The organism is Zavarzinella formosa DSM 19928 (assembly GCF_000255705.1).
Classification (GTDB): domain Bacteria; phylum Planctomycetota; class Planctomycetia; order Gemmatales; family Gemmataceae; genus Zavarzinella; species Zavarzinella formosa.
Genome location: NZ_JH636439.1, coordinates 1,998,969 through 2,012,124, shown reverse-complemented (window position 1 = coordinate 2,012,124; position 13,156 = coordinate 1,998,969). Strand labels below are relative to the sequence as shown.

Genomic DNA, 13,156 nt, shown 5'->3' with positions numbered 1-13,156 from the left:
AAAAGGTTCTTGTTTTTGTCGGAGAAGCACGAATGAATCGGATGATCGCCACCATTTGCATTCTCTTGGGGCTGGCGGTTCACGGTCAGTCCGCCGAGATCACCGTGGCTTCGGTCAACGGTGATGCAATCACGCTTCGAGAACTGGACGCGGTGCTGGCCCAATCTCCCCCCTCGCTTACGCCGTTGACGAACGCTCAAAAACGTCGGCAAAAATTAGAAACCGTGGCCGTGCTGGTGGATGAGAAACTCATTCGCCAGTTTCTGATTCAGCAGGCGATCCCGGTCGAACCGGCCGAGGTCAGCAAGCAATTCGCCGCCTTGGAAGCCACCCTGAAGGAACAGGGAAAGACGATGCCCGGATACCTGCGGGAAGCCGGGCTGACCGAGGAACGCATCCGCGAAAATTTCCGCATGATGCTACAACTCGCCAAATTCATTGACACGCAAATCACCGAAGAGAAACTGAAAGCCTACCACGCGGAAAACCGAGACTTCTTCGAGCAAACCACCGTGCGAACCAGTCATGTGGTGATCCGGGCCGGGGAGCAGGCCACCCCCGAAGAACGCCAGAAAGCGAAAACGAAATTACAGGAATTGCGGGCCGAGATTCTGGCCAAGAAACTCACCTTTGCGGACGCCGCCAGGCAACATTCCCAATGCCCCAGCGCCCCCAAGGGGGGAGACATCGGCTTCGTCAATCGCAAATGGCAGGTGGACGAGGCTTACGCCAAAGCCGCTTTTGCCTTGGAGATTGGCCAAGTCAGCGAGGTGATCGAAAGTGACTTCGGTTACCACTTGATTACGGTGACCGAACGCAAACCGGGAAAAGCCGTCAAGTATGAAGAGATTTCCCGCGAAGTGCGGGATTGCTACGAGACGGAGATCCGGCAACTTCTTTTGGCTCAACTCCGCAAAAAGGCCAAGGTCGAAATCACCCTGCCTTGATGGGGAAACGGCTCACTTCGCCACATCTCGTTTCTTTTCGAGAGTGATTTCATTTCCGGTGGCGTTGTAGCGAACATCGTCCATGAACATCCGAATCAGCAGCATTCCGCGACCGCTGGGACGTTCCAGGTTCGCCGGGTCGGTCGGGTCGGGCAGGTTGGCCACGTCGAATCCCGGCCCCTCATCCCGAATGGTGTAAATCACCTTTTCCGGGGTGAGCTGACACCGGACATGCAACCGCCGGGAAGAGTAGGGCGCCAGTATGCGGCGGCGTTCGGCCAGATCGTGAAACGCATTCCCCTGCTGCTTCAATTCGCTGCTGACTTCCAAGTTCCCGTGATAGATTCCGTTGAGCATCGCCTCTTCGAGCGCCACGCCGATGCGGGTTCGGTTGGCTGATCCGCACAATTCCGTGGCGGTCAGTTCTTCCTGAAACATGGCGATTAACAGCGGAACGAGGTTGGTGTCGTTCTCCAACACAAACATGGAATCGCGATGGCTCAGGCTTTGGAGAAGCTGTTGCTTCCGGCGATCCGTCCGGGAGGCATGAAGAACCTGCTGGAGGATTTCGCCCAGATCGCTCTTGAGCCGTTTCTTCGGAACATAACTGGCGGCACCGCTCTGCAAGGCCCGCAAAGCCGTGTCCTCGGAACCCTCGGCGGTCATCAGCACGATCGGGATGCTTTGATGGTTTTCCCGCACATATTCAACGAGTTCCAAGCCGTCCATTTCCGGCATGTGCAGGTCGGTCAGCACCATCGACGGAGTTTGCTCCTTGAGAAACTCGACGGCTTCCCGGCCGTTTCCAACGGTGAAAGTCGTGTAGCCGCAAGACGTGCGGATAAGATTCGACACAATCAACCGGAACACCGGCGAGTCATCAACAACCAAAACGCTCGGCAATTCCATCTGATCACTGTCCTCCGTATCGTTGCAAGACAATTCATCGATGGCGGTCATCAATAGCTCCACGAATTTTTCTCCGGTTGATGCCGGAGCATTGATCTTCAATTTTAGTGCGAGTCCCAAATGAATTTAGTTCACGTTGAGCGGATGTGTGGCTTGAAGTCATTGGAAACCACCGGTAATTTCTCATGTCTTTCGATGGCATTTTAACCCCGGAATAATTCTCCTGACAGACGTGAATCAAATCCCATTCAAGCCAGTTCACCCGATGATCGACTTCTTATTTTTCACATAATCCCAGACCACAAACCGATCAAGTTCTTTCCCGGCGGTGAAGATGACCCGCCCCTTGGTGGTTTGGGCGAGCTTGTAGGCGAATCGAACATCTTCCTCGGTTTGGTTCCAGCTTTGCAGCAGGAAGATGTTAATCGTGATCTGCTCACGGGCGCACAACGTGGCTTCCCGCAGGGTGGCCTGTTCCGTGCGTGGATCAGGCGGATAGAGGAGAAACAGGTGGTTCCCCTCGAAATGAGCCGTCGGCAGGCCGTCCGTGATGATAATCATCTGCCGGTTGGGCGTGTCCTGCCGGGAGAGAAACCGCCGCCCCAACTGCATGGCGTGCTGGATGTTCGTGAAGTGCGGCGGGATTTGCAGTTCGCTCATATCCGGGTCGCTCATGTCGGCTTTTAGCCGTACGACCGGATCATAAAGCGTCACCGGCTTGGGCATCAGACTCGGCAACTCGGCCACCGTCCGGGGTTTGGCGAACGTGAACATCTCAATGAATTGAAGGAAATCGCCGGGAAACTCCGTGCGGATCAAGCCATCCAGCGCGAGGGCCATTCGCTTGACATTCACATATTGCTCGCCGTAACGCATTGAACCGGACATGTCCAGCAGCACGGTTGTCGCCGCCTTGGGGTTCACCTGCGTGCGGTGGATCACGATGTCGTCCGGTGTCATCCGCACGGGCAATTTTGCCCCGCTTCTCAACATCGCGTTAATCATGGAGGAGGGGATGTCCATCTGGGTGACGGAATCTCCAAACTCATAATCCTTAGTCCGCTGCGACTCAACCGCTCCCTCTCCGGTCACCGCTTGGGAGTGTCGGCCGGTTTTGGAGGCCGCCAGATCGGCAAAGATGGTTTGCAGAAGTTTTGACTGGAACAGCCGATACGCCTTGGGACTCAGTTGGAACCCGCGACGATCCGGCGTGATTCCCTGTTTCTCGGCTTGATCGCGAAGATACTCGTTAATCTGTTGTTGCAATGCCCGCAATTCATCCATGTTGCCGGAGTCGATGAATTCGGAAAGCTCCTCCATATCGATCAGGCCGACTTGGGCTGTTTTCTTCGCCTCTTCGATCTGCTCCAACAGTTTGTCGATAGTCTCCAGTTCTTCTTTGATTTCCAGTGCCTTCGGCACTGTCATCGATTGTCGGCCAGTGAAGTCGTATTTGGAGGCCAGAGCATCAACTTGATACTTGTCCCCAAGTTTTTGAATCAACGGGACGAGTGATCGGGCGAACGGATCACGATCATTCCCGACGGCGTAATACAAATTTTCCAAGTCGCGGAGTTGTTCTTCCTTCACCGCCCGGTCAAACCGGTCGGCCAGTTTTTTGGGCGGCTTGTAACCGCCTGCTGATTCGTGGAAAATTCGCCCGGCATCTTTTTGAACCGTGTCGGTTTCGTAGGTCGCCAAAATCTTCCGTTTGCGTTCTCGCAACATCTCCGCGATGGCCTCCAGACTCGGCCCGAGGCCGCGAATCTGCGAGGGATCGATCTTCACGGCGTTGGCCAGTTCCTCTTCCGTAAGCTTGCGGGTATTCCCGTAATACAGCAGGTGTTCCATCGCCGCCGAGGCCAGATCGGGCGGCTCGGCCGTCGGGGACGGAAAGTTAATCGCGTCGTAACCGAGGTATGTGTGAACCACGCCGCCCAGTTGATCCTTGGTGTTCATCGTGGCCGACCGTCCTTAGTTGTTAGGTTTCATAGGTGACCCGGCCATGCTTCGCGGAGCGGGAGATGCGATCAGTTGCGTGCAGACCCGCCAAGACAAACTCGACACAGGAGGCCCGCATCGCGTCGCTTTCCCCGGCATTGACCTCGAACGCCTTTTCCCAAGCCTTTGGCACCCGCTTCAGACGAGTCGCGTATTGAGAGGATGGCAGCATGTCCCCCACTTCAATTTTAACACCCTTGGAAAAGACCTCCGAAATCTCGTCCAACCCGTGGACGGCGACATACTCTTGGAAGACCTTCCCGATGGCCTCGGCAATGATCGCTTCCAACACCTGTTTCTCAGACATTTGGGAGGAACCCATCATGTCCAGTTCCAGTTTGCCGACGGAGGAGGTGTGCAGGTGGCCCAGATCACTGATGCGGGGGACTGCCGGTTTCTCCCCGAGTCGCACTCCACGATGCCGGGCGCTGGAGATCATCGTGCGGTAATTGGCGATGCTGAACCGGGCGCTGACACCGGATTGGTGATCGACATACTTGGATTTGCGGGCGCAAACGCTAATTTGCTCGATGATCTCTTTCATGAAATACGGCACTTGCACCGGGAATTCGCCGCCGAGTTCGAGGTTGGCCTCTTGTTCCATGATCTGAACCCCCAGTTCCCGTTCGAGCGGGTAGTGGGTCTGGATCATCGAGCCAATGCGGTCCTTCAACTGCGGAATCACTTTGCCGGAGCGGTTGAACGTCGAGGGGTTGGCGGAGAACAGGATCAACACGTCGAGGTCAAACTTGATCGGATATCCCCGAATCTGGACATCGCGTTCTTCCAGAATGTTGAACAACCCGACTTGAATCAATTCATCAAGTTCGGGGATCTCGTTCATGGCGAAGATGGCCCGGTGCATCCGGGGAATTAGCCCGAAGTGTAACGAGTCCTCTGCCGAGAGGCTGGTCCCGAGGGCGAGCTTTGCCGGGTCGATTTCGCCGATGATGTCCGCGAACTTCGTGCCGGGGGCCAGGCGTTCCGCGTAGCGCTCGCTGCGGGGCCACCAAGCAACCGGGATTTGATCTTCTGTTTTGGCGGCGATCAAATCCTTCCCGGCCCGAGTGATCGGATGGTACGGGTCTTCGTGAACCGCACAACCGGGAATGTCCAAGTAGGGGATTTCGGCATCAAGAAACTGAACCAACGACCGCATCAACCGGGATTTGGCCTGACCCTTTTCGCCGAGAAACAGGATGTCGTGGCCAGCCAGCAGAGCGATGTTGATTTCTGGAAGAACCGTGTTTTCATAACCGACGATGCCGGGGAAAACTTCCTCTCCCGATTGCAACATTCGCAAAAAATTGGAGCGTATCTCTTCCTTGACGGATCGGCTCCGCCAGCCGGACTCGCGGAGTTCCTTCAGCGTCCGGGGACGTTGGTTGCTCAATGGTGTTCCTCAAAGACGGATGCGGGGACACTCCATTGTTAGACGGGAGGGCAAGGAAGTGCCAGTGGAGATGAAGAGGAAGGCACCGTCCCACACTCTGGCTTAACTGACGTTCGAGGTCGTCTGTCCTTCGTTGTCAGGAGTTTCTTTCGGAATGTCAGTTGTGATTTTATCGAATTGGAAGTCAGGATTGATCGGCTCTTTAGCTGGACGTGATAAGTTTCGTCTTTTCTGAGAACGCATTTGGTATTGTCGCCGCGTGTTTTTTCCACTCCGGGTTTGAACGATGAAAAAGCCAACGACAAGAACAAACGCGATCAGTGCAAGTAGGAAAGGCATCTCTCTCAATCATCCTGAGAAATCTGAAAACCCGAACGCCTTGCCATCAGACTTGATGACAAGGTGGAAACAACCAGCTCAGGTCAACAATACGCTTGTGCTGTCACGGTCAGATGTTGTGTTTCGTTCGCTCAGCATTCATAAAAAATCCAAGCTCATGCGCATCGCACTGAAGGCAATGTACTCGGCTGAAGGTTTGGTTGCTTCGCTGGCTTCTGGCCCGGCGAGCCATTCATCCAATTGGCCATCGAATTTTTCCAACGCCCGCTTGAGTATCGTCAATTCTTTGTTCGGCGTATTTGCAAAGACATCTTCTCGAATGAGGTCGTCTGAGATGCCGAATTTCTCTGCCAGCGGAATTAGGACGCGGAGTGGTTCGGGAACTCTCTCGGGGTCGAGTTTAATTACCGGACGGTTTTCGCCATAAAGCCCGTGCTTGCGACGCATTTCCCCGGCGGGCAGGACTTCAAAATGGTCGTCGGGCGAGGGAGTCTTTTTTGCCATCGAACCTTCAAGGCTGTACTGCCGAACGAAAATTCGCGGATGTACTGGAGTTAGATCAGTTCAGATCGACAGCACGCCCGTGCTGTCTCCGAAGGTCTTTGCCGGGCAGCCCAACCGTTGGAACATCGCCAGATACAGGTTCATCAACGGCGTGTCTTTCGGGAACCTCATGTGGCGGCCGGTCTTCACCAAGCCGTTGCCGCCGCCGAGCATGACCACGGGGAGTTCGTCGTGATTGTGCCGGTCGCCGTCGCCGATGCCGCTGCCGTAGACGACCATTGATTGTTCGAGCAGTGACTTTCCGTTTTCTTTGACCGCTTGCAACCGGCCGATCAAATAGGCCAATTGTTCGATGTGGTAACGGTTAATCTTGGCGATTTTTTCCTGTTTCTTCGCGTCTTTGCCGTGGTGCGACAATTCGTGGTGCCCTTCCGGCACGCCGATCACTGGATAGGAGCGGTTGCTGCCGTCGTTGGCAAAGGGGAATGTGACCACCCGCGTCAGATCGGCTTGGAAAGCCAGAACCATCAGGTCGGACATCAGCCGAATGTGTTCTTGGGCGTCTTTCGGAATGATCGTCGGAGCAGCCATCGTCGGTTTGAACGTGGGCTTGGCATTCTTGGCTTCGCGGGACTTGTCGATCCGTTGTTCCAGTTCGCGGATGGCCGTCAGATATTCGTCCATCTTGCGTTGATCGGAGGCACCAAGCTGGTTGTTCAGCGATTTGGCTTCTTCGTTCACAAAGTCGAGGATGCTCTTGTTCAGCCGGTCGCGCTTCTCGCGGTTTTCGTCCTTGTCCTTGGAGGAACCGTTGCCAAACAGCCGGTCGAACACCAGACGCGGATCGATTTCCTTGGCGTTTGGAACGGTTTCATTACGCCAGGAAAAGTTCGATTGGTAGGCACAACTGTATCCGGAATCACAGTTACCCGCCTGACGGCCGGGTTCGATGCCGATTTCCAGCGAGGCGAACTTGGTGGATTCGCCGAGGTGATTGGCAATGTGCTGGTCGGCCGATTGACCGGCCCGGATATCGGCTCCGTTAGTCTTCCGGGGCTGGCGGCCGGTGAGAAAGGCCGCTTGGGCGCGGGCATGATCGCCGGGGCCGTCGCCGTTGGCTTTCGCCTTGTCCAGTGCCAGCCCGGAGAAGACGTTCATCGAATCTTTGAAGTTCTTGAGCGGTTGAAGCAAGGAGGGCAATTCAGCCAGTGTGCCGACGCCCTTGGGCGTCCAATCTTCCATGTGCATGCCGTTGGGCACATAAAGGAAGGCAACCCGAGTGACCGGTTTTGCCGCCGCCGCCGTTCCTGCCGCCATCGAAACCGGCGCCATCGCCTCCAGCCAGGGCAGTGCAATCGCTGTTCCAAGACCTTTGAGTGCGGTTCGGCGATTCATCAACGTGCTCATAAGTGTCCCTGGCGGGTCGAAGATGGTTGGTGGGGAGGCGGCAGGTTCTGTCTTCAATTAGAGTAACAAACTATTTGTTCGGTTGCAAACTTCCTCGGCGTTTTTGGAAGGCATCGCTGTTGACGACCCCCATGACGAGGCTGGAGAAACGGTCGCCATTTCCCTTCATGCCTTTCACGATGTCGTCCAGCGCGCAAGTGTCGTAATACTCAAGCCCGCGACCGATCGCATAGGTCAACATGCGATCCGAGAGATTCCGGCGAAACTGATCGCTCTTGCCAAGAAGCACTTTTTTCAGGTCGGCCGAGCCGCTGAATTTTGCCCCATCCGGCAACACGCCACTCGGATCTACTTTGAAGTCACCGTCGAAGGTGCGGAAACTTCCGACGCCGTCGAAGTTCTCCAAGCCAAATCCCAGCGGGTCCATCTTGGCGTGGCAGGTCGCGCAGGAGGCGTTTTCGCGGTGTTTTTCCATCCGTTGCCGCAAAGAGCCGGTGAGGGGGCCTTTCTTGGCGTCATCCAGTTCGGGCACATCCGGGGGCGGCGGGGGCGGGGGAGTGCCGAGAATGTTTTCGAGAATCCACTTTCCGCGTTTCACCGGGGATGTCCGCGTCGGGTTGGAGGTCACCGTCAGCACGCTGGCTTGGGTTAGCACGCCGCCCCGGTTGCGGTCGGTGAGTTTCACTTGCCGAAACTCAGAACCTTTGACGTTCGACAAGCCATAATGCTTCGCCAGTCGTTCATCGACGAACGTGTAATCGGAGTCCAGCAATTCCAAGACGCTGCGATCCTCTCGCATGATGTGGGCGAAATAGAGTTCTGTTTCCTTCACCATCGAATCCCGCAGGGCGTTGTCGTAGGTGCGATAGGTCTTGCGGTCGGGGGCGAGCGTGGCCAATGTGCGAAGCATCAGCCATTGCCCGGCGAAATTCTCCACCAAGGCGGTCGCCTTCGGATCTTTGAGCATTCGCTTGATCTGGGCCTCGGTCACGCCCGGCTTTCGTAATTCTCCGCTGCGGGCCAGTCCGAAAAGTTCGTCATCCGGCATCGTCGACCAGAGGAAGTACGACAACCGGGTGGCGAACTCGAAATCGCTGACCGGATGAATTGCCTCGGGGTTGTTTGGCTGGGAATCTTGCTCAATTCGGAAGAGGAAATGCGGTGAGACCAACACGGCCTTCATCGCATGGCGAACCGCTTGTTCAAATGGTTCTCCCGGCGAATTGACGAATTGGAAGAGCTTCATCAACCGGGTGATTTCGTCCGCTTTCACTGGCCGACGATAAGCTTTGGTGGTAAAGGCCGTGAGAATTTGCCGGGCGACAGTTTCCCGTTCGGCCGGTGTTTTGGGCAACGTGGAAAAGATCTTCTTGTGTGAATCGGGCAACGGCTTGGCCACCGGGTTGATCGGCCCTTCGATCTCCATCTGTTCGATGTAAAGGTTACGATCTTTTTTGTTGTCCTTGTCCAAGAAGTCGTTGGTGAACGAGAAGGACACATCATGCTTGCCGGCCGTCACGCGGGTGCGAAATTCGTAGGTCTTTGCCTTGTTTTCCAAAGCATCGACGTCAAATGATTTTGAGTTGCTTTTGCCAATGTCGATGGAGAGTTTCGGCAGTTCTGTCCCCGCTTGTTCGCCGTAGGCACGGCAACGGAACAGATAATCCCCGGTGTGGATGAAATCGTAGCTGACGATGGCCGAACCGTTCGACACCAAGGCCACCCGGTTTTTTTGTTTGGAGGCAGCTCCCAAAGTCGAACGCACGTTCTGCGGTTTGAAGACCTCTTTGCCGCTGACAATCGGCTTGGGAATCACAATGGCCGCATCCAGAACCTTTTCGGCGGCCGTCAGATACTTCTCAAGAAGAATCGGCGGCATGGACAGCACATCGCCGATGTTGTCGAATCCGTAGCCAACGTCATCGGAGGGGAAATCGTCGGCCGGTTTCACGTCCACGCCCAGCAGATCGCGGACGGTGTTGTTATACTCGACCCGGTTCAGGCGTCGGATCGTCGGTCGGCCCGGATCACGCACCAGACCGCAATCGACTTTCGCCGAAATCGTCTCGGCCCACGCCGTGATGATCTTTCGTTCTGCGTCCGTGGGCATCAGCTTGTTCTTCGGCGGCATCTGCTTGGAATCGACTTCCTCACGCACCTTTTCCCACACGCCACGGGCTTTGCGGGCCGAGAGGGAATCCTTGTAGGGTTCGAGACTCAACCCGGCCGATTGCTTTTGGTCGCTATGACAGGTGACGCAATATTTGACCAGCAGCGGGCGAACCTGAGTGTCAAACGGGTCAGGTTTCTGAGGGGCGGGCGTCTTCGGCTGGACAGCGGGAACTTCCGGCGGGGCGGCAACTGCTCGGTGTTGAGCGAAATGGCGAATCAGCCAAACGCACATGATTCCCGCCAGAAACGCGGGAATCAGAATGATGGCGTGGTGCCACCGCATGGGTTGCTCCGGGGAAGTGGATCAAGGCAGGTTAAAAATATCTTAAGCCGGGGATCAAGACCGAGCAACGCGAAGGACGGATTCTCTCATGATCCCTTCACTTTTTTGACGGCCACTTTCGCGGCCTCGCGGATGGTGATTTGCACATCGGTCGTCGCTTTGGCGAGGGCGGGCAGGGCTTCCTTCGCGTCCGGGCCCAGGTTGCCGACTTCTTGCACAATCGCCAGCCGGACTTCGCCTTCGGGATCTTTGCTTAACTGTTCAACGAGTTCTTTCAAGTAGTTTTTCAGATCGTTCCCCAACCCAATGGCCAATGTCTGAACCGCCAGCACTCGGATGGTTTTGTCAGGATCAACTCGGAGAACATCGATGAGAATCATGGCCACTTGCTTGAGTTCGCCGGACATTCTCCCAAGGGCGATGGCCGATTGCTGCCGAACTTCCGTGGCGGTGTCTTCTTTGAAGGCTTTCGCCAACACTGGCACGGCCGCTTTCGCATCCAACCCCAACAATCCAAGGGAGCGGGCCGATTCCTTGCGGACGTTGGGGTCTTTGTCCGTGGCCAACAGATTGGCGAGTTGGGTCGTCGCCATGGCTCCGTCCGTTCCGAGACGTCCCAAGGAAAAGACCGCGGCCAGTCGCACGCCGCTATCGGAATCTTTCAGCAATTCGGCCAGACTTGGAACCGCCTCCTTGGCCTCGAAGCCGATTCGGCCCACCGCATCAGCCGCCGCTGTTCGCACGCCGATGTCGGGGTCTTTGAACGCCTCGATAATCACCTTGATGACCGTCTTTGCCGATTCGCCGACTTTCCCCAACGCCACGGCCGCCGCCGCCCGCACGATCGGGGACTTGTCCCCTTTCAGGAGATCGGCCAGCGTCGGCGTCAACACGCGGATGTTCTCTTTGTCAAAGTCTTGAACGATTAAGACGGCCTTCAATCGAACTCGTTCCACTGTATCGTTGAGCATCAACTCTCGGAAAGATTCCTGCACATTGCGATCCTTCGCCCCAATGATGCCGAGAGCGATTACCGCCGCCTCGCGCTTGCGGGGGTTCTTGTCTTTCAGCAGTGGCAGCCATTCGCTTTTGGTCTTGTCGCCAATCTTCGCCTCTTCGGCTTGTGACGCCGAGTGCAACAACAAGAAAGAGATTGTCAGAATCAAATATCGAGAGAAGTGTGTCATGATCTGGCTCGTTAAGTCCGTGATCCCATTATGACGCATGCGAAGGGCGGGTCAAACTCTTTTCCGGTCAATGGTTGCAGTGACGGGGGGTTCGGTTATGATGCTGCTTCCCCATTACTCTCCCGATGGTCACGACTGCCGCGAAACCCGTGAAGCCGAACATTCGCCAAACCCGATTGCTCATCAACAACGAATGGGTGGACAGTTCGGACGGAGCCACCTTTGAAACGTTGAACCCGGCTACCGGCGAAACGATTGCCAAAGTCGCCCATGCCACCGCGAAAGACGTGGACGCGGCCGTGCGCGTGGCCCGCCGGGCGGTCGAGACGGGCCCGTGGTCGCGGATGGATGCGGCCGAGCGTGGCCGGTTGATGTATCGGTTGGCTGACCGAATCGAACAAGAGGCGGGCGAACTGGCGTTGCTCGAATCGCTGAACTGCGGCAAGACCATCCGCGATTCTCGCGGGGATGTGGCCGGGGTGGTCAACACCCTCCGATATTACGCCGGTTGGGCGGACAAAATCGAGGGGAAGACCGTTCCCGTGCGGGGGAGTTTTCTCTCTTATACCCTTCGGCAACCTGTGGGAGTGGTCGGCCAAATCATCCCGTGGAATTTCCCGCTGTTGATGCTTGCGTGGAAATGGGGACCGGCGCTCGCTTGTGGCAACGCCATCGTGATGAAGACGGCCGAGCAGACGCCGTTGTCCGCGATGCGAGTGGCCGAGCTGGCGGTGGAAGTGGGCTTCCCGCCGGGCGTCATCAATCTGCTGGCCGGATTGGGGGAAACGACCGGCCATGCGATGGTCACCCATCCGGACATCGACAAGATCGCGTTCACCGGGCATGTGGACACGGCCAAAATCATCCAGAAAAACGCCGCCAATTCGCTGAAGCGTTGCACCTTTGAACTCGGTGGCAAATCGCCGAACGTGATCTTCGCGGATGCCAACATGCAACAGGCGGTCGAGGGGGCGTTCCACGCAATTTACTTCCATTGCGGCCAATGTTGCACGGCCGGCAGCCGATTGTTCGTTGAAAACTCCATCCGGCAAGAATTCGTCGAGCGTTTGGCGGCGAGAGCAAAGGAACGCAAAATCGGCGACCCGATGGACGAGGCGACGGAGCAGGGGCCGCAAGTCTCCCAAGAACAACTCGACAAAATCCTCGGCTATGTGGACGCCGGGCAAAAGCACGGGGCGAAACTGGTCCTCGGCGGGGAGCGAGTTGGCCCTCGCGGGTACTTCGTGTCGCCGACGATTTTCGACAACGTGACGGATGAAATGAGCATCGCCACGGATGAAATCTTCGGGCCGGTCGTCAGCGTGTTGCCGTTCAATTCGTTTGACGAAGTGGTGGAGCGGGCGAACAACACGACCTACGGCCTCGCGGCAGGCGTGTGGACGACCAATCTCGACAAGGCCCACTTGTACGCGAAGAAGGTGAAGGCCGGAACGATTTGGGTGAACACCTATCACGTCGTGGACACGACCACGCCGTTCGGCGGTTTCAAAATGTCCGGGCAAGGTCGAGAAAACGGCGAAGCCGCTCTCGATCACTACACGGAAATGAAGACGGTGACGATCAAACTCGGCACATAAAAGCAAGGATGAAGGATGAAGGATGAAATTAGGCATTTGCGTGGTAATGACCTACCATTTTCCTGCCTGATCGAATAAATATGCTCATCTCACGGAAGGAGACGGGCATGACGCCACTGACGGACGATGTCATTCAGACCATTCAATCGGCCGCCCGGCTTCTCACGGGCCATCGGCGACGACAGTTTCAAGCGGAAACCGCGATCAAGTATTGCGACAGCTCAGCCCGCCAGGCCGAGGTTGTTTTCGGCTGGGGACGCGACGCCGTCGCCACCGGGCTCAACGAGCTCCGAAGCGGCATCCGCTGTCTGGACGCCTGTCATCTTCGCGGACGAAAGAAGACCGAGGAGCTTTGTCCGGAACTGGAAGACCACATTCGCCGGCTGGTTGATCCGCAGGCCCAGGCCGACCCCAAG

Annotated in this window: 9 protein-coding genes and 1 pseudogene; 3 read left to right on the top strand and 7 right to left on the bottom strand. The window is 56.4% G+C overall.

Features of this window, described 5'->3' with window-relative positions:
- Nucleotides 1-32 precede the first annotated feature (32 nt).
- Nucleotides 33-947, top strand: coding sequence for a peptidylprolyl isomerase (locus tag BGIM_RS0109545; RefSeq protein ID WP_020469559.1), 915 nt, complete (start codon nt 33-35; stop codon nt 945-947).
- Between the two features lie 12 nt (nt 948-959).
- Here BGIM_RS0109545 and BGIM_RS0109540 read toward each other — a convergent pair whose 3' ends face one another.
- From BGIM_RS0109540 to BGIM_RS0109505, 7 genes are all read right to left on the bottom strand, one after another.
- A complete protein-coding gene (locus tag BGIM_RS0109540) occupies nt 960-1,907 on the bottom strand; it encodes a response regulator (protein WP_020469558.1) in 948 nt (315 codons plus the stop codon).
- 207 nt (nt 1,908-2,114) lie between these two features.
- Nucleotides 2,115-3,815, bottom strand: coding sequence for a vWA domain-containing protein (locus BGIM_RS0109535; protein ID WP_020469557.1), 1,701 nt, complete (start codon nt 3,813-3,815; stop codon nt 2,115-2,117).
- Between the two features lie 22 nt (nt 3,816-3,837).
- The gene (locus tag BGIM_RS0109530; RefSeq protein WP_020469556.1) at nt 3,838-5,250 is read right to left on the bottom strand and encodes a magnesium protoporphyrin chelatase; all 1,413 of its coding nucleotides are present in this window, start codon (nt 5,248-5,250) and stop codon (nt 3,838-3,840) included.
- Between the two features lie 477 nt (nt 5,251-5,727).
- Nucleotides 5,728-6,093 (bottom strand): hypothetical protein, encoded by a 366-nt coding sequence (locus tag BGIM_RS0109520; RefSeq protein WP_020469555.1) that lies wholly within the window; start codon nt 6,091-6,093, stop codon nt 5,728-5,730.
- A 60-nt stretch (nt 6,094-6,153) separates the two neighbouring features.
- Complete coding sequence (locus tag BGIM_RS0109515; protein ID WP_020469554.1) at nt 6,154-7,500, bottom strand: DUF1552 domain-containing protein; 1,347 nt, start codon at nt 7,498-7,500, stop codon at nt 6,154-6,156.
- 70 nt (nt 7,501-7,570) lie between these two features.
- The gene (locus tag BGIM_RS0109510) at nt 7,571-9,955 is read right to left on the bottom strand and encodes a DUF1592 domain-containing protein (RefSeq protein ID WP_020469553.1); all 2,385 of its coding nucleotides are present in this window, start codon (nt 9,953-9,955) and stop codon (nt 7,571-7,573) included.
- Nucleotides 9,956-10,041: 86 nt separating this feature from the next.
- Entirely contained in the window at nt 10,042-11,142 is a 1,101-nt protein-coding gene (locus tag BGIM_RS0109505; protein WP_029629891.1) for a HEAT repeat domain-containing protein, read from the bottom strand.
- 125 nt (nt 11,143-11,267) lie between these two features.
- On the opposite strand from BGIM_RS0109505, the gene BGIM_RS0109500 reads away from it, so the two are divergent.
- Nucleotides 11,268-12,740 carry an aldehyde dehydrogenase family protein gene (locus tag BGIM_RS0109500; RefSeq protein ID WP_020469551.1) on the top strand — a complete coding sequence of 491 codons (1,473 nt, stop codon included), beginning with the start codon at nt 11,268-11,270 and terminating at the stop codon, nt 12,738-12,740.
- A 107-nt stretch (nt 12,741-12,847) separates the two neighbouring features.
- Nucleotides 12,848-13,156: pseudogene (locus BGIM_RS64745) on the top strand (ISAzo13-like element transposase-related protein); the annotation flags it as partial.

Bases quoted from the DNA above. Each gene is read 5' to 3' on its own strand.
- BGIM_RS0109545 (WP_020469559.1), top strand. From the start codon at position 33: ATGAATCGGATGATCGCCACCATTTGCATTCTCTTGGGGCTGGCGGTT.
- BGIM_RS0109540 (WP_020469558.1), bottom strand. From the start codon at position 1,907: ATGACCGCCATCGATGAATTGTCTTGCAACGATACGGAGGACAGTGAT.
- BGIM_RS0109535 (WP_020469557.1), bottom strand. From the start codon at position 3,815: ATGAACACCAAGGATCAACTGGGCGGCGTGGTTCACACATACCTCGGT.
- BGIM_RS0109520 (WP_020469555.1), bottom strand. From the start codon at position 6,093: ATGGCAAAAAAGACTCCCTCGCCCGACGACCATTTTGAAGTCCTGCCC.
- BGIM_RS0109515 (WP_020469554.1), bottom strand. From the start codon at position 7,500: ATGAGCACGTTGATGAATCGCCGAACCGCACTCAAAGGTCTTGGAACA.
- BGIM_RS0109510 (WP_020469553.1), bottom strand. From the start codon at position 9,955: ATGCGGTGGCACCACGCCATCATTCTGATTCCCGCGTTTCTGGCGGGA.
- BGIM_RS0109505 (WP_029629891.1), bottom strand. From the start codon at position 11,142: ATGACACACTTCTCTCGATATTTGATTCTGACAATCTCTTTCTTGTTG.
- BGIM_RS0109500 (WP_020469551.1), top strand. From the start codon at position 11,268: ATGGTCACGACTGCCGCGAAACCCGTGAAGCCGAACATTCGCCAAACC.